The sequence below is a fragment of the Ramlibacter sp. Leaf400 genome, from assembly GCF_001424545.1.
In the GTDB taxonomy this organism is placed as follows: Bacteria; Pseudomonadota; Gammaproteobacteria; order Burkholderiales; family Burkholderiaceae_C; genus Ramlibacter.
Map to the genome: position 1 here is coordinate 167,148 of NZ_LMQL01000013.1, position 21,440 is coordinate 188,587.

Sequence of the window (21,440 nt, forward strand, 5' to 3'; positions counted from 1 at the left end):
CGCTTCGTGCGACCGCTCCAGCGCCGCAAGGTCGGCGCTGGCGGGCGCCCCTCCCCCACGCCGCTCGCTCCCACCCGCATTCCGTTCCCTCCATGAAACCCTTCCTCCGCCAGCAACTCGAGCGCTACCCGGTCCGCCTGCAGGAGCTGGACTTCTTCCTGCAGCAGCCGGAAGTCGCCAGCGACATGGAGCGCTTCCGCTCGCTCTCGCGCGAGCATGCCGAGGTCAGCGAAGTCGCCGGCCTCTACCAGCGCTTGCGCCAGCGCGAGGGCGACCTGGCGCAGGCGCGCGAGATGCTGGACGACGCCGACATGGCGGAGATGGCGCGCGAGGAGATCGCCGAGATCGAAGCCGAGCTGCCGGCGCTGGAAGACGAACTGCAGAAGCTGCTGCTGCCCAAGGACCCGGACGACGTGCGCAACACGTTCCTGGAAATCCGGGCCGGCACGGGCGGCGACGAATCGGCCCTTTTCGCCGGCGACCTGCTTCGCATGTACACCCGGTACGCGGAGCGCCAGGGCTGGCGCTGCGAGATCGTGAGCGAAAGCGAAGGCGAAGTGGGCGGCTTCAAGGAAGTCGTGGTGCGCATGGTCGGCGATGGCGTCTACGGCAAGCTGAAGTTCGAGTCCGGCGGCCACCGCGTGCAGCGAGTCCCCGCGACCGAGACGCAGGGGCGCATCCACACCAGCGCCTGCACGGTGGCGGCGCTGCCCGAGCCGGACGAGGCGCAGGCGGTGCAGCTCAATCCGGCGGACCTGCGCATCGACACCTACCGCGCCAGCGGGGCCGGCGGCCAGCACATCAACAAGACCGACTCGGCGGTGCGCATCACGCACATCCCCACCGGCATCGTGGCCGAGTGCCAGGACGACCGCTCTCAGCACCGCAACAAGGCCAAGGCGCTGCAGGTGCTGGCCGCGCGCATCCGCGAGAAGGAACGCAGCGAGCGTGCCGCCAGGGAAGCCGCCACCCGCAAGGGCCTGATCGGCAGCGGCGACCGCAGCGACCGCATCCGCACCTACAACTTCCCGCAGGGCCGGGTGACGGACCACCGCATCAACCTCACGCTCTACAAGCTTGCGTTCGTCATGGAAGGCGACCTCGACGAGCTGGTCGACGGCCTGCTGCTGGCCCGAAAGGCGGAGCAGCTGGAGGAGCTGGAGATCGGTCTGGGCGCGGGCACGACATGACGCCGGCGCAGGCGTTGCAGCAGGCCGCCGCCGCGGGCGTCGCGCGGCTCGATGCGCAGTTGCTGCTGCTGCATGCACTCGGCCGGCCGGCGACGGACCGTGCCTGGTTGGTGGCGCATGACGACGAGGCGATCGCGGCGGACGCTGCGCAGGCATTCCAGGGCTTCCTCGTGCGCCGCGCCGCGGGCGAGCCGCTGGCCTATCTGGTGGGCTACAAGGAATTCTTCGGCCTGGACCTGCAGGTGGATGCGCGCGTGCTGGTGCCGCGGCCGGACACCGAGACGCTGGTCGAATGGGCGCTGGAGGTGCTGACCGGGCGGGCCGCGCCGCGCGTGGTCGATCTCGGCACCGGCAGCGGCGCGATCGCGCTGGCCATCGCCTGCCGGCGGCGCGATGCCGAGGTCGAGGCCGTCGATGCGAGCGCGGGCGCCTTGGCCGTCGCGACGCAGAACGCGCGGCGACTCGACCTGCCGGTGCACTTCGTCCAGGCCCGCTGGCTGGCGCAGGCGCGCGGTCCCTACGACCTGGTCGTCTCCAATCCGCCCTACGTGGCCGCCGGCGACGAGCACCTGCAGGCGTTGCGCCACGAGCCGCGCGAAGCCCTGGTCGCCGGCGCCGACGGCCTCGACGACGTGCGCGAGATCGTCCACCAGGCGCCCGCGGTGCTGGCCTCCGGCGGCTGGCTGCTGCTGGAACACGGCTGGGACCAGGCGGCGGCGGTGCGCGGACTGCTGCAGGCGGCCGGCTTCGCCGACGTGGGCTCCCGCCGGGACCTGGCGGGCATCGAGCGCTGCACCGGCGGCCGCCGGCTCGAACAGGGATAATCCGTACAAACGAGTCGGGCCCCGGCCCACCCTTGCATCCAGGAGATTTCCCATGAGCGACGTCCAGCAACGCATCGACCAGCTGGTCAAGAACAACGACGTGCTGCTCTTCATGAAGGGCAACGCCAGCTTTCCGATGTGCGGCTTCTCAGGCCGTGCCATCCAGATCCTGAAGGCCTGCGGCGTCGACTCCAAGGCGCTCACCACGGTGAACGTGCTGGAGGACGACGAGATCCGCCAGGCCATCAAGGACTACAGCAATTGGCCGACCATCCCGCAGCTCTACGTGCGCGGCGAGTTCATCGGCGGCTCGGACATCATGATGGAGATGTACCAGAGCGGCGAGCTGCAGCAGGTGCTGGGCGCCACCGCCCCGCGCGGCTGAGCGCGCGCTTCGGCATCAGCAGCCGCACGGCCCGGCTGCCAGACACAGCGGCAATTTGCTGACACCAGGGCGCGGTCGCGTCCCGATCGGTTGCGCACTGGCACGCCTTATGCTGGAATGAACCCAGCAGTCGTGAAGGAGTGCTTGCATGGACAGCCGCAGTCTGGTGCCCCATCAACCGTCTTCGTTCAAGCTACCCATCGCCCACGTGCGGAACGTCTTCCGTCCGCATGACGTCGAGCGCAAGCTCGCCAAGCTGCCCAACAAGGAGCACGAGAACCTGCGCACCACTTACGAGCGCATGCTCGAGCGCGGGCCCGAACGCTTCCAGGTCAAGCCCAGCGGCGTTCCCGACATGTCGGCGCTCTACGAGCAGCTGCCCAACTTCACCGATGCGCTGGACGACGTGAAGCGCCACGTCGCCCTCTCGCAGGACAGCCGCGATGGCCTGGAGGTCACACCCATGCTGCTGCTCGGCCCGCCGGGCATCGGCAAGACCCATTTCGCGCGCAAGCTGGCCGACCTGCTGGGCACCGGCATGAACCTGGTGCCCATGAGCTCGATGACGGCCGGCTGGCTGCTGTCGGGTGCTTCGTCGCAGTGGAAGGGCGCCAAGCCGGGCAAGGTGTTCGAGGCCCTCGTCGATGGCCAGTACGCCAATCCGGTGCTGGTGGTCGACGAGATCGACAAGGCATCGGCCGATGCGCAGTACGACCCGCTCGGCGCGCTCTACGGCCTGCTGGAGCACGACACCGCGCAGTGCTTCATCGACGAGTTCGCCGAGATCGCCATCGACGCCAGCCAGGTGATCTGGATCATGACCGCCAACGACGAGCGCTGCATTCCCGAGCCCATCCTCAACCGCATGAACGTGTTCGAGATCGAGGCACCGTCGCCGGAGGCCGCGCGGCAGATCGCGCGCAACCTGTACCTGTCGATCCGCGGCGAACACGGGTGGGGCGCCCGCTTCGAGCCCGAGCCTTCGGATGCCCTGCTCGATCAGCTGTCGGAACTGGCGCCTCGCGAGATGCGCCGCGCGCTGATGACGGGGTTCGGCAACGCGCGCCTCGATTCGCGCGGCGAGATCGCGGCGGAGGACCTGCCCAAGCCGGGTTCGAGCAAGGGCAGGATCGGCTTCGTGCAGTAGGCGGTCAGCCGCCCGCGCGCAGCGCGGGATCGGCGCCCTTGGGGGGCGTCGAGTCCACGAACTGCCACTGCCTGCCGGCGGCGAACACGGCGTCCGGGTACTGCGGCTTGCCGCGGCTGCCGTTGTAGCGGCCCAGCGCCATGAACAGGTTGCCGCGCTCGCGGTCGATGTAGTGCCGCAGGATCACGCAGCCGAAGCGCAGGTTGGTCTGCATGTGGAACAGCTTGCCGGGGTCGCCGTCGCCGATCAGCCGGCTCCAGAAAGGCATCACCTGCATGTAGCCGCGCGCGCCGACCCGGCTGACCGCGAACTTGCGGAAGGCGCTTTCCACCTGGATCAGGCCGAGCACCAGGCCGGGATCGAGCCCCGCGCGCTTGGCTTCATACCAGACCGTCTGCAGGAATTCCTTGCGCTCCTGCCAGTCCACCTTGCGGCGGGTCAGGCGCGGGCTCATGGCCCCGAGCCAGCGCAGGTAGGACAGGCGCGATTCGGTGTCGGGAAACTCGGGGACGGGTGGCGCCGAATTGGCCACCGCCGAACTGAGGGCGGTGCGGACCGAGTCGGCCAGCGGCTCCTCGATCTGGCCGCCGGCGCGGGCCTGTGTCGCGGCGAACGGCCCCGCCGCCAGCAATGCCAGCGCCGCGCGCCGCGCGATCACGCCTGCAGCCGGCCGCGCAGGAAGGCCATGACCTCGCCCGCCGGCACCTTGGTGGCGGCCGCGTCGCGCCGGTGCTGGTACTCCAACTGGCCTTCCTTGAGGCCGCGGTCCGAGATCACCACGCGGTGCGGGACGCCGATCAATTCCCAGTCGGCGAACATCGCGCCGGGGCGCTCGCCCCGGTCGTCGAGCATCACGTCCACGCCCGCCGCGGCGAGCTCGTCGTGCAGCTTCTCGGCGGCGACACGCACTTCCGCGCTGCGGTCCATGCCGATCGGGCAGACCACCACCCGGAACGGCGCGATGGCGTCCGGCCAGATGATCCCGCGCGCATCGTGGTTCTGTTCGATGGCCGCCGCCGGCAGGCGCGTGATGCCGATGCCGTAGCAGCCCATCTCCACCAGCTGCGGCTTGCCGTTCTCGTCGAGGAAGCTGGCTTCCATCGGCGCGCTGTACTTGGTGCCCAGGTAGAAGACGTGGCCCACCTCGATGCCGCGCTCGATGGCCAGGCGGCCCTTGCCGTCGGGCGACAGGTCGCCTTCGACCACGTTGCGCAGGTCGGCCACCGCATCGGGCTCGGGCAGGTCGCGACCCCAGTTCACGCCGGTGAGGTGGTAGCCCTCGGCGTTGGCGCCGCAGACCCAGTCGCCCATCACCGCCACTTCGCGGTCGGCGACGATGCGCACCGGCTCCCGCAGGCCGATGGGGCCCAGGTAGCCGGGGGGCGTGCCGAAGTGCTCGACGATCTCGGCGCCGGTGGCGAATCGGAAGCCCGCGTCCAGGCCGGGCACCTTGGCGACCTTGATCTCGTTCATGTCGTGGTCGCCGCGCAGCAGCAGCAGCCAAAGCTGCGAGCCGGCCGGCGCACCGTCCGCGCCGACGCGGTCGGTGGCCAGCACCAGCGACTTCACCGTGTTCTGCAGCGGGATGCTCAGGAACTGCGCGACGTCGGCGCAGGTGCTCTTGCCCGGCGTCGGCGTCTTCTCCATGCGATGGGCGGGCGCGGGGCGCGGACCCGAAGGCGCCAGCGCCTCGGCCTTCTCCATGTTGGCGGCGTACTCGCTGTCCGGGCAGTACACGACCGCATCCTCGCCGGTGGCGGCGATCACCTGGAACTCTTCGGAGAGGTCGCCGCCGATGGCGCCGCTGTCGGCGGCCACGGCGCGGTACCGCAGGCCGAAGCGGTCGAAGATGGCGCGGTAGGCGCGAGCCATGGCCTGGTAGCTGGCCTTGGCGCTGGTGGCGTCGCGGTCGAAGCTGTACGCGTCCTTCATGATGAACTCGCGGCTGCGCATGACACCGAAGCGCGGCCGACGCTCGTCACGGAACTTGGTCTGGATGTGGTACAGGTTTTTGGGCAACTGCTTGTAGCTGCGCAGCTCCTGCCGCGCGACGTCGGTCACCACTTCCTCGCTGGTCGGCTGGATGATGAAGTCGCGCTCGTGGCGGTCCTTCACCCGCATCAGTTCGGGGCCCATCTTGGACCAGCGTCCGGTCTCCTGCCAGAACTCCGCGGGCTGCACCACCGGCATCAACAATTCGACTGCGCCCGCGCGGTTCATCTCCTCGCGCACGATGCCTTCGATCTTGCGGACCACGCGCAGGCCCATGGGCATCCAGGTGTAGATGCCGGCGCCCAGCTTCTTGACCATCCCGGCCCGCATCATCAGCTGGTGGCTCACCACCTCGGCGTCGGCGGGTGCTTCCTTGAGCGTGGAAATGAGGAACTGGGAGGCTTTCATTCGGAAACGAGGGAGGGCGCGGGAGACGGCTGAGCTCTTGGCGCACGCGCAGGGCGGCGTGCATAATGGACTCAGTTCAAAAGTTTGGGGTTTGATTATGCTTGACCGGGACGGCTTCAGGCCCAACGTCGGCATCATCCTGCTCAACCAGAAAAACCAGGTGTTCTGGGGCAAGCGAATCCGCACCCACAGCTGGCAGTTTCCGCAAGGCGGGATCGATCGCGGAGAAACGCCCGAACAGGCGATGTTCCGCGAGTTGCACGAAGAAGTCGGGCTCATGCCCGAACACGTTCGGATCATCGCCCGCACGCGCGACTGGTTGCGCTACGAAGTGCCGGACCGCTACATCCGGCGCGATGCACGCGGCCACTACAAGGGCCAGAAGCAGATCTGGTACCTGCTGCAACTCACCGGGCAGGACTGGAACCTGAACCTGCGCGCCACCAACCATCCCGAGTTCGACGCCTGGCGCTGGAACGACTACTGGGTCCCGCTGGACGTGGTGGTCGAATTCAAGCGCGGTGTGTACGAGATGGCGTTGACCGAGCTTGCCCGCTTCGTGCCGCGGCACGATCACCGCAACCGGTATCTGCGCGGCGGCATGCGCTCGCGCGACCAGGGGCCCCACGAGCCGCACGGCGAGCCCATGCCCGGCCCGAGTTTCGAGCTGCCGCCCGGCGCCACCTTCGAGCCCGACCCGCAGTCGGCGATCAAGAACGCGCAGGAAAGCAATCGTGCGCCCTGAAGGCGTGCGGCGAGCCGCCGCCCTCCTCGCCCTGGCGGCGTGCTGCGGGGCCGCGCACGCCCAGCTCGCGCCGGTCGACCCCGACTGGAAGGAAGTCGACGCGCCCGCGCCTCCCGCCCTGAAGACCGAGAAGCTGGTGCCGATCGACATGGGCAGCTCGGTGCTGCGCTGGGGCGTGGACCCAGCCTCCATCAGCATCGCCGGCGACGGCGTGGTGCGCTACGTGGTGGTGGCGCGGGGCGAAGGCGGCGCGGTGAATGCGATGTACGAAGGCGTGCGTTGCAACACCGCCGAAGTGAAGGTGTACGCCCGCCATGCAGGCGACAAGTGGGTGGCGGTGCGTGACGCCGACTGGAAGCCGCTGCGCGGCAGCGCCGCCACGCTGCACAGCCTGGCCATCGCGCGCAATGGCGCCTGCATGGGCCATGGTGTCAACCGCTCGCCCAGCCAGATCGCGCGCGATCTGGGCAACACCAGCGAACACAGGTTCCGTCCCGAGGTGCGCTGACCCCGCCCTTGGTCCTAGCGAGTGAGGACGAGGTTGGTGCGGTGGATCATTTCGGGCTCGGCCGCGTAGCCAAGCAGCTTCTCGATCTCGCCGGAAGGCTTCCTGCACAGAAGCCGCGCCTCGGCGCTCGCATAGTTGGCCAGGCCGCGCGCGACTTCGCCGCCGGCCGCGTCGCGCACCGCGATCACGTCGCCGCGCGAGAACTCGCCCTCCACCGCCGTCATGCCGATCGGCAGCAGGCTCTTGCCTTCGCGAACCAGCTTGGCCACGGCGCCGTCGTCCACCAGCACCGCACCGCGCAGCTGAAGGTGGTCGGCCATCCATCGCTTGCGAGCCTGGCTTTTCTGCGTAGGGGCGACGAGCAGCGTGCCCACCGGCTCGCCCCGGGCCAGCCGCAGCAGCGCGTCGCTCTCGCGGCCCCAGGCGATGACCGTCGAGGCGCCCGACCGGGCCGCGCGCTTGGCCGCCAGGATCTTGGTGATCATCCCGCCCTTGCCGAGGCTGGAGCCAGCGCCGCCGGCCATCGCCTCGAGCGCCGGATCGCCGGCCCGGCCCACGTGCACGAAGCGCGCGGCCGGGTCCTTGCGCGGATCGGCGCTGTACAGGCCGCGCTGGTCGGTCAGGATCACCAGCACATCGGCCTCGACCAGGTTGGCCACGAGCGCGCCGAGCGTGTCGTTGTCGCCGAACTTGATCTCGTCGTTGACGACCGTGTCGTTCTCGTTGATCACCGGCAGCACGCGCAGGCCCAGCAACGTGAGCAGCGTGGAGCGGGCGTTGAGGTAGCGCTCGCGGTCCGCGAGGTCGGCGTGCGTGAGCAGCACCTGCGCCGAGCCCAGGCCGTTCTCGCGAAGCTTGGTCTCGTACATCTGGGCCAGGCCCATCTGCCCGACCGCCGCGGCCGCCTGCAGTTCGTTGATCTCGTGCGGCCGCGTGCTCCAGCCCAGGCGCTTCATGCCCTCGGCGATGGCGCCGCTGGAGACCATGATCACCTCGCGTCCTTCGCGGGCCAGCGCCGCGAGCTGGCGGCACCACTCGCCGATGGCCGTCTCGTCGAGGCCGCGGCCTTCGTTGGTGACCAGGCTGGAACCGACCTTCACCACGATGCGGCGGGCGCCGCGCAGCAGGTCCTGGTGGTCCAGGCCGACGCCCTCGATCGCGGCGGCGCTCATGCGCTGTCCTTCCCCTGCCCTTCGTCGACGGGCAGGAACCGCGGATCGACCTCGACCGGTTCGTTCTCGATGGTCTGCTGCGCCCGCACGTGCTGGTACACGGACTTCACCAGTTCCTCGCAGCCTTCGCGCGTCAGGGCCGAGATGCGGAACACCGGGCCCTTGTAGCGCATGCGCTTGACGAAGTCCTTGACGCGGGCCTCGCGCTCGTCGGCCGCGATCATGTCGATCTTGTTCAGCACCAGCCAGCGCGGTTTGTCGTACAGGGCCTCGTCGTACTTCTTCAGTTCACCGACGATGGCCTTGGCCTGCGCGACCGGGTCCACGCCCTCGTCGAAAGGCGCCAGGTCCACGAGGTGCAGCAGGAGTCGCGTGCGCTGCAGGTGGCGCAGGAACTGGTGACCCAGGCCCGCACCTTCGGCGGCGCCTTCGATGAGACCGGGCACGTCCGCGACCACGAAGCTCTGTTCCGGGCCCACGCGAACCACGCCCAGGTTGGGATGCAGCGTGGTGAACGGATAGTCGGCGATCTTGGGCCGCGCGTTGGAGATGGCCGAGATCAGCGTGGACTTGCCGGCGTTGGGCATGCCCAGGAGGCCGACGTCGGCCAGCACCTTGAGTTCCAGCTTCAGGTTCTTCTTCTCGCCGGGCCAGCCGGGCGTCTTCTGCCTGGGCGCGCGGTTGATCGAACTCTTGAAGCGCATGTTGCCGAAGCCGCCATCGCCGCCCTTGGCCAGCACGATGGTCTCGCCGGGCGTGAGCAGTTCGTACAGGACCTCGCCGGTTTCGGCGTCGCTGATGATGGTGCCCACGGGCATCTTCAGCGTGATGTCCGTGCCGGCGGCGCCGAACATGTCGGAACCCATGCCGTGCTCGCCGCGTCTGGCTTCGTGGCGGCGCGAGAACCGGTAGTCCACCAGCGTATTGAGGTTGGGATCGGCCACGGCGAACACGTGGCCGCCCCGGCCCCCATCGCCGCCGTTGGGGCCGCCGAATTCCTTGTACTTCTCGTGGCGGAACGACACGCAGCCGTTCCCGCCGTCGCCTGCGGCGACGTCGATGAAGGCTTCGTCGACGAATTTCATGATTGCAGGGTAGGAAAAACAAAGCCCCGACAAGTCGGGGCTTTGTCCTTGCCGGAAGGCCCGAGGTTAACTCAGGCCGCCGGGACGATGCTGACCGTGTGCTTGCTCAGGGCACCCTTGATGCCGAACTGGACATGGCCGTCCACGAGCGCGAACAGCGTGTGGTCCTTGCCCAGGCCGACATTGGTGCCAGGGTGGAACTTGGTGCCGCGCTGGCGCACGATGATCGAACCCGCGCTGATCAGCTCGCCGCCGAACGCCTTGACGCCCAGCATCTTGGGCTGGGAATCCCGCCCGTTGCGCGTAGAGCCGCCGCCTTTTTTCTGTGCCATTTCTGCTGCTCCTGGGTTAGAGGGCGATGGCGCCGATCTGCAGCTCGGTGAACTGCTGGCGATGCCCCTGGCGCTTCTGGTAGTGCTTGCGACGGCGCATCTTGAAGATGCGGACCTTGTCGTGCTTGCCGTGGGCCACGATCGTGGCCTTGACGGAGGCGCCGGACACCAGGGGGGTGCCGATCTTCAGGTCGCCGCCGTTTCCGACTGCCAACACCTGATCGAGCACGATTTCCTGGCCTACGTCCGCAGCAATCTGTTCTACTTTGATCTTCTCGCCGGAAGCAACGCGATACTGCTTGCCACCGGTTTTTATGACCGCGTACATGTGAGACCTCTCGAATGGGAAGTACCCCGGGACGGATTTCCCGGAGAGCCCTCGACTATAGCATAGTTTGCGGTTACTCACCAAGCAGCCCGCCCGCGCCGCCGAGGCGCCCAGGGGCGCTTCCTATAATCCGGACTCAACCGCCGGACCGCCCTTGACCTCCCCTTCCGCCAGCACCGGCCAGGTGCTCTCCCTGATCGCCGATGACATGGTCGAGGTCGACGCGGCCATCGCCCGCCGCCTCGATTCCGGCGTGCCCCTGGTGGGGCAGGTCTCCCGCTACATCATCTCCGCGGGCGGCAAGCGATTGCGGCCGGCGCTGCTGCTGCTGGTGAGCGCCGCGCTCGGATTCCGCGGCGACCAGCGCTTCAACCTCGCGGCGGTGGTGGAGTTCATCCACACGGCCACGCTGCTGCACGACGACGTGGTCGACGACTCGACGCTGCGGCGCGGGCGCGCGACCGCCAACGAGAGCTTCGGCAATCCGGCCAGCGTGCTGGTGGGCGACTTCCTGTATTCGCGCGCCTTCCAGATGATGCTGGAGGCCGACGACATGCGGGTGATGGCCATCCTGGCCGACGCCACCAACGTGATCGCCGAAGGCGAGGTGCTGCAGCTGATGAACATGCACGACGCCTCGCTCGACGAAGCGGGTTACCTGCGCGTGATCCGCTCCAAGACCGCCAAGCTGTTCGAAGCCAGTGCGCGGCTGGGCGCCGTGCTGGCCGGCTCACAGAGCGACATCGAGGAAGCCTGCGCAGGCTATGGCCGGTCGCTGGGCACCGCCTTCCAGGTGATCGACGACGTCCTCGACTACGACGGCGACGCGCACGAAATGGGCAAGAACCTCGGGGACGATCTGCGCGAGGGCAAGGCCACGCTGCCCCTGATCGCCGCCATGCAGCGAGGGACCAGCGAACAACGCGATCTGATCCGGCACGCGATCGAGCATGGCGCAGTCGAAGAACTCGATACGATCGTGGCCGTCGTGCGCGATACCGGGGCGCTGGACGTGACGCGCGCGGCCGCCGCAACGGAGGCGCAACGAGCGATCGAATGCGCGTTGCAACTGCCGCGCAATGAGTACGCCGAGGGTTTGGTACAATTGGCGGCTCAACTGCTTCAGCGTCGCAATTGATCGCAGGATCATCCCGCCGACGCTTGCACTGAAGCACCAATCGGGGTGTAGCTTAGCCTGGTAGAGCGCTACGTTCGGGACGTAGAGGCCGGAGGTTCGAATCCTCTCACCCCGACCAGTTTCCCCTTCCGACCCGTGACATCCTGCCCAGTGGGCAGGCGGCCATTCGCCGCCATACCACAGGTCAGATTTACACCGGATGGGCTTTCGGCGATGATCAGCTGGCTCTCGTCCGCCTGACCGGCGAGGGCCGATTGAACACATCACGAATGGCCGCCGCAGATCCCGCACTGTCCGACGCACAAGCGCTGGCGCTCCCGGGCCTCGCACGCGCGCTGGTCTCCGCAGGCAAGCTCGGTCAGAAGTCCGCTGAGGAGCTATGCCGCAAGGCCGCAGCCAACCGCAGCAGCTTCATCGCCGAGCTCACCGGCTCGGGCGCCGTCTCCGCGTCGGACCTGGCCCACACCATGTCGTCCGCCTTCGGCGCTCCGCTGCTGGACCTGGATGCCGTCGACGTCCAGCGGCTCCCGAAGAACCTGCTGGACACCAAGCTGTGCCAGGCCTACCGGGTGGTGGTGCTTTCCAAGCGGAACAACCGCCTGATCGTCGCCACGGCCGATCCGTCCGACCAGCAGACGGCCGACAAGATCAAGTTCGCCACCCAAATGGGCGTGGACTGGGTGATCGCCGAGTACGACAAGCTGACCAAGATGGTCGAGGCCGGCGCGGCGAGCACCGCCCAGGCGATGGAGAACATCGTCGGGGACGACTTCGAGTTCGACGAGTCGACGATGGACGACTCCGTCGTCGACGAGGACGACAAGGGCTCTGCCGGCTCCGAAGTCGACGACGCTCCGGTCGTCAAGTTCCTGCACAAGATGCTGCTCGATGCGTTCAGCGCGCGCGCGTCGGACCTGCATTTCGAGCCCTACGAGCACACCTACCGCGTGCGCTTTCGCATCGACGGCGAATTGCGCGAGATCGCGGCGCCGCCCGTGGCCATCAAGGACAAGCTGGCGTCGCGCATCAAGGTCATCTCGCGGATGGACATCTCCGAGAAGCGGGTGCCGCAGGACGGGCGCATGAAGCTCAAGGTGGGCCCGGACCGCGTCATCGACTTCCGCGTCAGCACGCTGCCCACCCTGTTCGGCGAGAAGATCGTGATCCGTATCCTGGATCCGAGCAGCGCCAAGCTGGGCATCGAGGCGCTGGGCTACGAGACGGAGGAGAAGCAGCGGCTGCTCAATGCGGTCAGCCGCCCCTATGGCATGGTGCTGGTCACCGGCCCGACGGGCTCGGGCAAGACGGTGTCGCTCTACACCTGCCTGAACATCCTCAACAAGCCGGGAGTGAACATCTCCACGGCCGAGGATCCGTCCGAAATCAACCTGCCCGGCGTCAACCAGGTGAACGTGAACGACAAGGCCGGGCTGACCTTCGCCGCGGCGCTCAAGTCGTTCCTGCGCCAGGACCCGGACGTCATCATGGTGGGCGAAATCCGGGACCTGGAGACGGCCGACATCGCCATCAAGGCCGCCCAGACCGGCCACCTGGTGCTCTCGACGCTGCACACCAACGACGCACCGACGACGCTGACCCGGATGCGCAACATGGGCATCGCGCCGTTCAACATCGCGTCCAGCGTGATCCTGATCACCGCCCAGCGCCTGGCTCGCCGGCTGTGCGCCAACTGCAAGCAGCCTGCCGACATCCCGCACGAGACGCTGCTCGAAGCAGGTTTCACCGACGAGGAGGTCGACGGCACGTGGACCCCGTACCGCCCCGTGGGCTGCAACGCGTGCAACAACGGCTACAAGGGCCGCGTCGGCATCTACCAGGTCATGCCGATCAGCGACGAGATCCAGCGCATCATCCTGCGCGACGGAAGCTCGATGGAGATCGCGGAACAATCGAAGCGCGAGGGCGTCAAGAGCCTGCGCCAGTCGGGGCTGCACAAGGTGAAACTGGGCGTCACTTCGCTAGAGGAAGTGCTCGGCTGCACGAACGAATAAGCCAGGGAACCAGAGGAGTAGCGCATGGCGACGGCAACAGCAGGCAAGGTCACCGAATTCGTCTTCGAATGGGAGGGGCGCGACCGCAACGGCAAGTCGGTCCGCGGCGAGACACGCGCGGCCGGTGAGCACCAGGTCCAGGCGGCACTGCGGCGTCAGGGCGTCACGCCGCTGAAGGTCCGCAAGCGGCGCATGCGGTCCGGGCAGAAGATCAGGCCCAAGGACATCGCCATCTTCACCCGGCAACTGGCCACCATGATGAAAGCGGGCGTGCCGCTGCTGCAGGCGTTCGACATCGTGGGCCGCGGCAACGCCAACGCCAGCGTCGCCAAGCTGCTCAACGACATCCGCACGGATGTCGAGACGGGCACGTCGCTGTCGGCGGCCTTCCGCAAGTACCCGCTGTACTTCGACAACCTGTACTGCAACCTGGTCGAGGCCGGCGAGGCCGCCGGTATCCTGGAAGCGCTGCTGGACCGCCTGGCCGTCTACATGGAGAAGACGGAAGGGATCAAGTCGAAGATCAAGTCGGCCCTGATGTACCCGATCTCCGTGGTCGTGGTCGCCTTCGTGGTGGTGTCGGTGATCATGATCTTCGTGATCCCCGCGTTCAAGGAGGTGTTCACCTCCTTCGGCGCCGACCTCCCGGCGCCCACGCTGTTCGTGATGGCCGTCAGCGCGTACTTCATCAAGTACTGGTACATCATCTTCGGCGGCCTGGGTGGCGGCCTCTACTTCTTCATGCAGGCCTGGAAGCGCAACGAGAAGGTCCAGCGGTTCATGGACCGCCTGATGCTCAAACTGCCCGTGTTCGGCGACCTCGTCTACAAGTCGGTGATCGCCCGCTGGACGCGCACGCTGGCCACCATGTTCGCCGCCGGCGTGCCGCTGGTCGAGGCGCTCGACTCGGTCGGCGGCGCTTCGGGCAACTCCGTGTACGCCATTGCCACCGAGAGGATCCAGCAGGAAGTCTCCACCGGAACCAGTCTCACGGCCGCGATGACCAACGCCAGCGTCTTCCCGGTGATGGTCCTGCAGATGTGCGCGATCGGCGAGGAGTCGGGCTCGATCGACCACATGCTGGGCAAGGCGGCCGACTTCTACGAGGCCGAGGTCGATGACATGGTCGCCGGCCTGTCCAGCCTGATGGAGCCGATCATCATCGTGTTCCTGGGCAGCCTCATCGGCGGCATCGTCGTGTCGATGTACCTGCCCATCTTCAAGCTCGGCGCGGTCGTCTGATGTTCTCGCCGGAGTTGGACGCCGCGCTGCTCGGCGTCCTGGGACTGCTGGTCGGCAGCTTCCTGAACGTCGTCATCTACCGCCTGCCGAAGATCCTCGAGCGCCAGTGGTCGACTGAATGCGCCGAACTGGCCGGCAAGGAGCCGGACGAGGCGGAGCCTTTCGACCTGGTCCGCCCCCGCTCGCGCTGCCGCCAGTGCGGCCATGTCATCCGCTGGTACGAGAACATCCCCGTGCTGAGCTATCTGGCTCTGCGCGGAAAGTGCTCGTCGTGCGGCACGCCGATCGGCATCCGCTACCCGCTGGTCGAACTCGCCACGGCGGGCCTCTTCGCCTTCTGCGGCTGGAAATGGGGCTTCACCTGGACGGGCGGGGCCTGGTGCGGCTTCGCTGCGGCGCTGGTGGCCCTGGCCATGATCGACTGGGACACCACGCTGCTGCCCGACGACATCACGCTCCCGCTGGTCTGGGCCGGGCTCATCGCGTCGGCGCTGCGCTGGACCGGCCTGCCCCTGCAGCAAGCCGTCTGGGGCGCCGTGGCGGGCTACGTCTCGCTGTGGCTGGTCTACCAGGGCTTCAAGCTGATCACCGGCAAGGAAGGCATGGGCTACGGCGACTTCAAGCTGTTCGCCGCGCTGGGCGCCTGGTTCGGCTGGCAGGCGCTGGTGCCGATGATCCTGATGGCCTCCGTCATCGGTGCCATCATCGGCATCGCCATGAAGTTCGCCGACAACCTGCGCGAAGGCGGTGCCATCCCCTTCGGCCCCTTCCTCGCCGGCGCCGGCCTGACGGCGCTGCTGTTCGGCCCGTCCTCGATCCTGCAAGCCATCGGGCTCTGACGTGTCCGCCGTGCGCATCGGCCTGACCGGGGGCATCGGCAGCGGCAAGAGCACGGTGCTGCGGATGCTGGCGCAGCTCGGCGCCGCGGTGATCGACGCTGACGCGATCTCACGCTCCACCACTGCGCCCGGCGGCGCGGCGATCCCCGCGATCGCCCAGCGCTTCGGCCCGGAGTTCATCACCGCCGAAGGCGCGCTCGACCGCGAGCGCATGCGGGCCGCGGCCTATGCCGATCCGCAGGCCCGGCGCGACCTGGAGGCGATCATCCATCCGCTGGTGGGCGCCGAAAGCACGCGGCAGGTGCAGGCCGCGCTGCAATCGGGCGCACGCTGCCTCGTGTTCGACATCCCGCTGCTGGTGGAGTCCGGCCGCTGGCGCAGCCAGGTCGACAAGGTTCTGGTGGTCGACTGTCCGGCCGCCACGCAGGTGGAACGCGTCGTGGCACGCAGCGGGCTGGCGCCGGCCCAGGTGGAGGCCATCATCGCGGCGCAGGCGCCGCGCGCCCTGCGCCTGGCCGCCGCCGACATCGTGATCTTCAACGACGGGCTCTCGCTCGGGCAACTGCAGGCGCAAGTGGAATGGGTGGCAAGAGGCTTCGGGCTATGATGGCGCGGTCGTGCAACACCGACCCAGCCCCCAAGCGTGATCCTCTACGAATACCCGTTCAACGAACGCATCCGGACCTACCTGCGCCTCGAGCACCTGTTCCGGCGCCTCGGCGAGTTGGTCCCGCGCGATCACCCGCTCGATCACCACTATGCCCTGGCCACCATCTTCGAAGTGATGGACGTGGCCGCGCGGGCCGACCTCAAGTCCGACGTCATGAAGGACCTGGAGAAGCAGAAGGGCATCCTCAACAGTTACCGGGGCAATCCCGCCATCGCCGAAGCCGTGCTCGACCAGGTGGTGGGTGAACTCGATGGCTGCTTCACGGCCTTGAACAACCAGCCGGGAAAGGCTGGCCAGTCGCTCACGGACAACGAGTGGCTCATGAGCATCCGCAGCCGCATCGGCATCCCCGGCGGCACCTGTGAATTCGACCTGCCGGCCTACTACGCCTGGCAGCAGCTCGACGCCTCCACGCGCCGCGACGACTTCGCCCGCTGGACGCGCCCGCTGGGCACATTGGCCGAATCGGTCCACCTGCTGCTGAAGCTGCTGCGCGAGGCCGGAGCGCCGCAGAAAGTGATGGCCGTCGACGGCCATTTCCAGCAGACGCTGCCGCAGGGTCGGACCTTCCAGCTGCTGCGCCTGCGCATCGATCCCTCGCGCAAGCTGGTGCCCGAGATCAGCGGCAACCGCCTGATGGTCTCCGTGCGCCTGATGCGCCAGGAAGGCAGCGACCGGCTGCACGCCAGCAACGAGAGCGCCGAGCTCGAACTCACGCTCTGCTCCTGAGCCCGGCCGTGCAGGAAGGTGGACAGCGCAAGGCCCGGGTGGTCACCTGCCCGCAATGCGGCGGCAAGAGCCTGTACGCGCCGGAGAACCGCTTTCGACCCTTCTGCAGCGAGCGCTGCAAGAACCTGGACCTGGGCGCCTGGGCCAGCGAGAGCTTCCGCATGCCCGACGAAACACCCCCCGACGACCAGCCCTTCGGCGACCCGAAGGCCCAGTAGCGTCAGGCCGCGTGGTGCGTGGCCCCGGTGAAGCCGCGCTCCTGGGCGAACCAGTCGAGCACCGGCACCGTGCCCGGCAGAACCGGCTGCACTTGCACGGGCAAGGTTTCCCAGGAACAGCTCTGTCCCTCGTGCATGTGGAGTTCGCCGCTCCAGTCGAACACCTTGCAGAAGTTCAGCCGCACCAGCGCATGCGGATAGTCCACGACCTCCACGCGCCAGGGATGCACGGCCCCGATGACCACGCCGATCTCCTCGACCAGCTCGCGGCGCAGCGCCGCTTCGACGGTCTCGCCCTCCTCGACCTTGCCGCCCGGGAATTCCCAGTAGCCGGCGTAGACCTTGCCCGGTGGGCGGCTGGTGAGCAGGAAGCGCCCGTCCGGTCGCACCAGCACGCCGACCGCGACGGCGACTTCCTTGCGGTCGGGCCCGCCTTCGCGCGGACGCTCGCCGTGGGCCACCAGCACGCCCATCAGGCGGCGTGCCGTCCCGCGTAGTCGCGGGCGAACTGGTAGGCCACGCGGCCGCTGCGGGAGCCCCGCTCCAGCGCCCACACCAGCGCCTCGGGCCGGGCGGCTTCGATCGCCGCTCGGGGCACGCCGAAGGACGACAGCCACTGGGCCACGATGACCAGGTACTCGTCCTGCGTGAACGGGTAGAAGCTCACCCACAGGCCGAAGCGTTCGGACAGGGAGATCTTCTCCTCCACCACTTCGCCCGGATGAACCTCGCCGTCCTCGGTGTGGGTGTAGGTGAGGTTCTCCTTCATGTACTCGGGAAGGAGGTGGCGCCGGTTGCTGGTGGCGTAGATCAGCACGTTGGGCGTGGCCGCCGCGACCGAGCCGTCGAGGATGGACTTGAGCGCCTTGTAGCCCGGCTCACCCTCCTCGAAGCTGAGGTCGTCGCAGAACACGATGAACTTCTCCGGCCGGGCCGCCACCACCTCGACGATGTCGGGCAGGTCCACCAGGTCGGCCTTGTCCACCTCGATCAGCCGCAGGCCCTGCGGCGCGTACTCGTTCAGGCAGGCCTTGATGAGCGACGACTTGCCCGTGCCGCGCGCGCCGGTGAGCAGCACGTTGTTGGCCGGCTGGCCGTCGACGAACTGCTGCGTGTTGCGCTGGATCTTCTCCTTCTGCGGCTCGATCTCCTTGAGGTCCTCCAGGCGGATGCCGGCGACGTGGCGCACCGGATCGAGGGTGCCGTGGCCGGTGGAGCGCTTGCGGTAACGCCAGGCGATCGAAGCCTTCCAGTCGGGCGCCGACAGCGGCTGCGGCAGCACCGCCTCCAGCCGGTCGAGCACCTGCATCGCGCGTTCGAGGAGCTTTTCCAGAGGTGCGCTCATGACCGGTAGTCCGCGTTGATGCTCACGTAATCGTGGCTGAAGTCGCAGGTCCAAACGGTGTCCGCGGCCTGTCCTCGCCCCAGGCCGACACGCACGGTGATCTCGGCCTGCTTCATCACGCGCTGGCCGTCCTCCTCGCGGTAGGCGGGGTTGCGTCCACCGCGGGCGGCGACATGCACGTCGTCGAGCCAGAGGTCGATGCCGGCCTGGTCAAGGTCGTCGATGCCGGCGTAGCCCACGGCCGCCAGGATGCGGCCGAGGTTGGGATCGCTCGCGAAGAACGCCGTCTTCACCAGCGGCGAATGGGCGATGGCGTAGGCCACCTGCCGGCATTCCTGCGACGAGCGCCCGCCATCCACGCGGACCGTGATGAACTTGGTGGCCCCCTCGCCGTCGCGCACGATGGCCTGCGCGAGCTGGCGCGAGACTTCCGCCATCGCCTGCTGGAGCGCACGCCCCTCGGCGCTGTCCAGCGAAGTGATGGGCGTGTGTCCGGCCTTGTTGGTCGCGATCACGATGAACGAGTCGTTGGTCGACGTGTCGCCGTCGACGGTGACGCGGTTGAACGAGCCTTCGGCCAGCTCGAAAGCCAGTTGCCGCATCAGCGGCTGCGCCACGCAGGCGTCGGTCGCCAGGAAGCCGAGCATCGTGGCCATGTTGGGCCGGATCATGCCGGCGCCCTTGCTGATGCCGGTGACGGCCACGTCCTGGCCCCCGATCCGCACGGTGGCACTGAAGGCCTTGGCGATCGTGTCCGTCGTCATGATGCCTTCGGCGGCGCGCAGCCAGTTGTCCGGCTTCGCATCCGCCAGTGCCGCGGGCAGTCCGGCCTCGATGCGGTCCACCGGCAGCGGCTCCATGATCACGCCGGTGGAGAACGGCAGCACCTGCTGCGGCGACACCTCCAGCTTGCGGGCCAGGGCGATGCAGGTGGAGCGGGCGCGCACGAGACCGTCCTCGCCGGTTCCCGCGTTCGCATTGCCGGTGTTCACCACCAGGGCGCGGATGTCGCCGCCCTCCAGGTGCTCGCGGCAGACCTGCACCGGCGCCGCGCAGAAGCGGTTGCGGGTGAAGACGCCGCCGACGCTGGCGCCCGGCTCCAGGAGGAAGACCGCCAGGTCCTTGCGGTTCGCCTTGCGCACGCCGGCTTCGGCCACGCCGATGGAGAGCCCGCGCACGGGCTTGAGGTCGCCCGCTTTCGGGGCGGAAAGGTTCACTGCCATGGTGATGTCGAAAGGGGTGTCAGTTCTGCCGCCAGGGCAGGCCGCGCATGCGCCAGCCGCCCTTGTGGCCGCGATGGCCGTCTTCGTCTCGATCGCCTTCGAAGCCTTCGAGGATGTTCCAGGACTCGATGCCCAACTCGGTGCCGCGCTTGGCCGCGGAGATCGACCGGTGCCCGCTGCGGCACAGGAAGACGGCTTTCTTCCCGGGCGGCACGGCCGCCCGCAGGGCCTCGTCGAAGGACGGATTGAAGGCCATGCCCGGCCACTCCTTCCACGACAGGCCGACGGCGCCGGGGACGAAGCCGACCCACTCGCGCTCGGCGTCGGTGCGCACGTCGACCAGCACCGCATCGCCCGACTGCCACCAGTCGCAGGCCTGCTGCGGCGACACGTCGCCGGCATAGCCCTGCGCCGGGCGCGTGCCTTCGCCCGCGCGGGGCGCCTGTGCGTCCTGTCGCTGGGACAGCTTGGGTTCGGAGACCATCACCGGATTTTGCCAGCGTCCCGCCAGGGGTCTTGAGGCTGGCAAAAGGCTGACAGCCCTCCATGGCCGCGAGCCGTGGCTCAGCGAGGGGTAGCCCGGAAGCATGAATGGCCCCTCGGGCGTCGCAGGAACGTTGGTGTAAACCCTCTTAACGCTGAACGGAGGGGACTCCAAAGATAGTGTGCTAACCACAGCGACCCCGTATTCCCATTACAGGAGACGAAGCCATGAACCCATCCACGACCCCTCGCCGCCGCAGCCTTCTCAAGGGCGCCGCGGTCGCCGCCGGTGCGACGCTAAGCGCGCCGATGGTGATGGCGCAGGCCGCGCCCACGTCCTTCCGGTTCCAGAGCACGTGGCCCGCCAAGGACATCTTCCATGAGTTCGCGCTCGACTTCGCCAAGAAGGTGAACGACATGGCGGGCGGCCGCCTGAAGATCGAGGTGCTGCCCTCGGGCGCCGTGGTGCCGGCCTTCCAGCTGCTGGAAGCGGTGAACAAGGGCACGCTCGATGGCGGCCATGGCGTGGTGGCCTACCACTACGGCAAGAACTCGGCGCTGGCGCTGTGGGGCTCTGGCCCGGCATTCGGCATGGACCCGAACATGGTGCTGTCCTGGCACTACTACGGCGGCGGCAAGGCCCTGCTGGACGAGATCTACAAGTCCATCAACATGGACGTCGTCTCCTACCTGTACGGCCCGATGCCCACGCAGCCGCTGGGCTGGTTCAAGAAGCCGGTGTCCAACGTCGCGCAGATGAAGGGCCTGAAGTTCCGCACCGTCGGCCTGGCCGTCGACCTCTTCACGGAACTGGGCGCCGCGGTCAACCCGCTGCCCGGCGGCGAGATCGTGCCGGCGCTGGACCGCGGCCTGATCGACGCGGCCGAGTTCAACAACTCCTCGTCCGACCGGGTGCTGGGCTTCCCCGACGTCGCCAAGAACTGCATGCTGCAGAGCTTCCACCAGAGCGGCGAGCAGTTCGAGATCCTGTTCAACAAGGCCAAGTACAACGCCCTGCCGCAGGACCTCAAGGCCATCATCGACTACGCCGTGCAGGCCGCCTCGTCGGACTTCAGCTGGAAGGCGATCGACCGCAATTCCAAGGACTACGTCGAGCTCAAGACCAAGGACAAGGTCAACTTCTACAAGACGCCCGACGCCATCCTGCGCGCGCAGCTCGAGGCCTGGGACAAGGTGACCGGCAAGAAGGCTTCCGAGAACCCGCTGTTCAAGAAGGTGCTGGATTCGCAGCGTGAGTTCGCGCAGCGCGCCGGCCAGTGGCAGAACGATTACATGGTCGACTTCAAGATGGCCTACAACCGCTATTTCGCCAAGGCCGGCGCGGGCGGCACCGGCGGTGGTGGCGCAGGTGGTGGCGGTGGCGCCAACAACACCGGCAAGAAGGCCTGATTCACCTCGATGGTG

The 21,440-nt window shown here is 68.0% G+C and carries 24 protein-coding genes and 1 tRNA gene; 15 read left to right on the forward strand and 10 right to left on the reverse strand.

The genetic code is table 11. The features are described from left to right. Nucleotides 1–92: 92 nt before the first annotated feature. The 4 genes from prfA to ASG30_RS19350 all read left to right on the forward strand — a co-directional run bounded on the left by prfA (nt 93) and on the right by ASG30_RS19350 (nt 3,546). Complete coding sequence (prfA, locus tag ASG30_RS19335; protein ID WP_055900724.1) at nt 93–1,190, forward strand: peptide chain release factor 1; 1,098 nt, start codon at nt 93–95, stop codon at nt 1,188–1,190. Continuing rightward, nucleotides 1,187–2,014 (forward strand): peptide chain release factor N(5)-glutamine methyltransferase, encoded by an 828-nt coding sequence (gene prmC, locus ASG30_RS19340; protein ID WP_055900727.1) that lies wholly within the window; start codon nt 1,187–1,189, stop codon nt 2,012–2,014. The genes prfA and prmC overlap by 4 nt, the downstream gene beginning before the upstream one ends. Before the next feature lie 52 nt (nt 2,015–2,066). Then, nucleotides 2,067–2,399 carry a Grx4 family monothiol glutaredoxin gene (gene grxD, locus ASG30_RS19345; RefSeq protein WP_055900730.1) on the forward strand — a complete coding sequence of 111 codons (333 nt, stop codon included), beginning with the start codon at nt 2,067–2,069 and terminating at the stop codon, nt 2,397–2,399. 148 nt (nt 2,400–2,547) lie between these two features. After that, nucleotides 2,548–3,546: an AAA family ATPase gene (locus ASG30_RS19350; protein WP_055900732.1), complete on the forward strand. Its 999-nt coding sequence runs from the start codon at nt 2,548–2,550 to the stop codon at nt 3,544–3,546. 4 nt (nt 3,547–3,550) lie between these two features. Here the strand turns inward: ASG30_RS19350 and ASG30_RS19355 are convergent, their stop codons facing one another. Further along, nucleotides 3,551–4,204 (reverse strand): lytic transglycosylase domain-containing protein, encoded by a 654-nt coding sequence (locus ASG30_RS19355; RefSeq protein ID WP_055900735.1) that lies wholly within the window; start codon nt 4,202–4,204, stop codon nt 3,551–3,553. Then, the gene (locus tag ASG30_RS19360) at nt 4,201–5,946 is read right to left on the reverse strand and encodes a proline--tRNA ligase (RefSeq protein WP_055900738.1); all 1,746 of its coding nucleotides are present in this window, start codon (nt 5,944–5,946) and stop codon (nt 4,201–4,203) included. The genes ASG30_RS19355 and ASG30_RS19360 overlap by 4 nt, the downstream gene beginning before the upstream one ends. 97 nt (nt 5,947–6,043) lie before the next feature. On the opposite strand from ASG30_RS19360, the gene ASG30_RS19365 reads away from it, so the two are divergent. After that, nucleotides 6,044–6,691, forward strand: a complete 648-nt coding sequence (locus ASG30_RS19365; protein WP_055900743.1) for an RNA pyrophosphohydrolase — start codon at nt 6,044–6,046, stop codon at nt 6,689–6,691. Beyond that, nucleotides 6,681–7,199 carry a CNP1-like family protein gene (locus ASG30_RS19370; protein ID WP_055900746.1) on the forward strand — a complete coding sequence of 173 codons (519 nt, stop codon included), beginning with the start codon at nt 6,681–6,683 and terminating at the stop codon, nt 7,197–7,199. The genes ASG30_RS19365 and ASG30_RS19370 overlap by 11 nt, the downstream gene beginning before the upstream one ends. Before the next feature lie 14 nt (nt 7,200–7,213). Here the strand turns inward: ASG30_RS19370 and proB are convergent, their stop codons facing one another. The 4 genes from proB to rplU form a co-directional block, all read right to left on the reverse strand. Beyond that, nucleotides 7,214–8,371 (reverse strand): glutamate 5-kinase, encoded by a 1,158-nt coding sequence (gene proB / locus ASG30_RS19375; protein ID WP_055900749.1) that lies wholly within the window; start codon nt 8,369–8,371, stop codon nt 7,214–7,216. Next, nucleotides 8,368–9,456, reverse strand: a complete 1,089-nt coding sequence (cgtA, locus tag ASG30_RS19380; protein ID WP_055900752.1) for an Obg family GTPase CgtA — start codon at nt 9,454–9,456, stop codon at nt 8,368–8,370. The genes proB and cgtA overlap by 4 nt, the downstream gene beginning before the upstream one ends. Before the next feature lie 71 nt (nt 9,457–9,527). After that, nucleotides 9,528–9,788 carry a 50S ribosomal protein L27 gene (gene rpmA, locus ASG30_RS19385; protein WP_055900755.1) on the reverse strand — a complete coding sequence of 87 codons (261 nt, stop codon included), beginning with the start codon at nt 9,786–9,788 and terminating at the stop codon, nt 9,528–9,530. A 16-nt stretch (nt 9,789–9,804) separates the two neighbouring features. After that, nucleotides 9,805–10,116: a 50S ribosomal protein L21 gene (gene rplU, locus ASG30_RS19390; RefSeq protein ID WP_055900758.1), complete on the reverse strand. Its 312-nt coding sequence runs from the start codon at nt 10,114–10,116 to the stop codon at nt 9,805–9,807. A 208-nt stretch (nt 10,117–10,324) separates the two neighbouring features. Here rplU and ASG30_RS19395 point away from each other — a divergent pair, with 208 nt between their 5' ends. From ASG30_RS19395 to ASG30_RS19430, 8 genes are all read left to right on the forward strand, one after another. After that, a complete protein-coding gene (locus tag ASG30_RS19395) occupies nt 10,325–11,254 on the forward strand; it encodes a polyprenyl synthetase family protein (RefSeq protein ID WP_082522221.1) in 930 nt (309 codons plus the stop codon). Nucleotides 11,255–11,295: 41 nt separating this feature from the next. Then, nucleotides 11,296–11,372, forward strand: a tRNA-Pro gene (locus ASG30_RS19400). A 151-nt stretch (nt 11,373–11,523) separates the two neighbouring features. After that, nucleotides 11,524–13,266, forward strand: a complete 1,743-nt coding sequence (gene pilB, locus ASG30_RS19405; protein WP_055900762.1) for a type IV-A pilus assembly ATPase PilB — start codon at nt 11,524–11,526, stop codon at nt 13,264–13,266. A 24-nt stretch (nt 13,267–13,290) separates the two neighbouring features. Then, entirely contained in the window at nt 13,291–14,508 is a 1,218-nt protein-coding gene (locus ASG30_RS19410) for a type II secretion system F family protein (RefSeq protein WP_055900765.1), read from the forward strand. Continuing rightward, on the forward strand, nt 14,508–15,347 hold the full coding sequence (locus ASG30_RS19415; RefSeq protein ID WP_055900768.1) for a prepilin peptidase: 840 nt from the start codon (nt 14,508–14,510) through the stop codon (nt 15,345–15,347). The genes ASG30_RS19410 and ASG30_RS19415 overlap by 1 nt, the downstream gene beginning before the upstream one ends. A gap of 1 nt (nt 15,348) precedes the next feature. Continuing rightward, entirely contained in the window at nt 15,349–15,954 is a 606-nt protein-coding gene (gene coaE, locus ASG30_RS19420) for a dephospho-CoA kinase (RefSeq protein WP_055900771.1), read from the forward strand. A 36-nt stretch (nt 15,955–15,990) separates the two neighbouring features. Beyond that, on the forward strand, nt 15,991–16,746 hold the full coding sequence (gene zapD / locus ASG30_RS19425; protein WP_055900774.1) for a cell division protein ZapD: 756 nt from the start codon (nt 15,991–15,993) through the stop codon (nt 16,744–16,746). An 8-nt stretch (nt 16,747–16,754) separates the two neighbouring features. Then, the gene (locus ASG30_RS19430; RefSeq protein WP_156385626.1) at nt 16,755–16,964 is read left to right on the forward strand and encodes a DNA gyrase inhibitor YacG; all 210 of its coding nucleotides are present in this window, start codon (nt 16,755–16,757) and stop codon (nt 16,962–16,964) included. 2 nt (nt 16,965–16,966) lie between these two features. Here ASG30_RS19430 and ASG30_RS19435 read toward each other — a convergent pair whose 3' ends face one another. Genes ASG30_RS19435 through ASG30_RS19450 form a run of 4 tightly spaced genes read right to left on the reverse strand, consistent with a single transcriptional unit; the run spans nt 16,967 to nt 20,016 of the window. Further along, entirely contained in the window at nt 16,967–17,437 is a 471-nt protein-coding gene (locus tag ASG30_RS19435; RefSeq protein ID WP_055900781.1) for an NUDIX domain-containing protein, read from the reverse strand. Then, nucleotides 17,437–18,309, reverse strand: a complete 873-nt coding sequence (locus tag ASG30_RS19440; protein WP_055900784.1) for an ATP-binding protein — start codon at nt 18,307–18,309, stop codon at nt 17,437–17,439. The genes ASG30_RS19435 and ASG30_RS19440 overlap by 1 nt, the downstream gene beginning before the upstream one ends. Then, complete coding sequence (gene argJ, locus ASG30_RS19445) at nt 18,306–19,532, reverse strand: bifunctional glutamate N-acetyltransferase/amino-acid acetyltransferase ArgJ (RefSeq protein WP_055900787.1); 1,227 nt, start codon at nt 19,530–19,532, stop codon at nt 18,306–18,308. The genes ASG30_RS19440 and argJ overlap by 4 nt, the downstream gene beginning before the upstream one ends. A 19-nt stretch (nt 19,533–19,551) precedes the next feature. Beyond that, nucleotides 19,552–20,016: a rhodanese-like domain-containing protein gene (locus tag ASG30_RS19450; protein ID WP_055900790.1), complete on the reverse strand. Its 465-nt coding sequence runs from the start codon at nt 20,014–20,016 to the stop codon at nt 19,552–19,554. 227 nt (nt 20,017–20,243) lie between these two features. On the opposite strand from ASG30_RS19450, the gene ASG30_RS19455 reads away from it, so the two are divergent. Then, nucleotides 20,244–21,425 (forward strand): TRAP transporter substrate-binding protein, encoded by a 1,182-nt coding sequence (locus tag ASG30_RS19455; RefSeq protein WP_055900792.1) that lies wholly within the window; start codon nt 20,244–20,246, stop codon nt 21,423–21,425. The last annotated feature ends 15 nt before the right edge of the window (nt 21,426–21,440 follow it).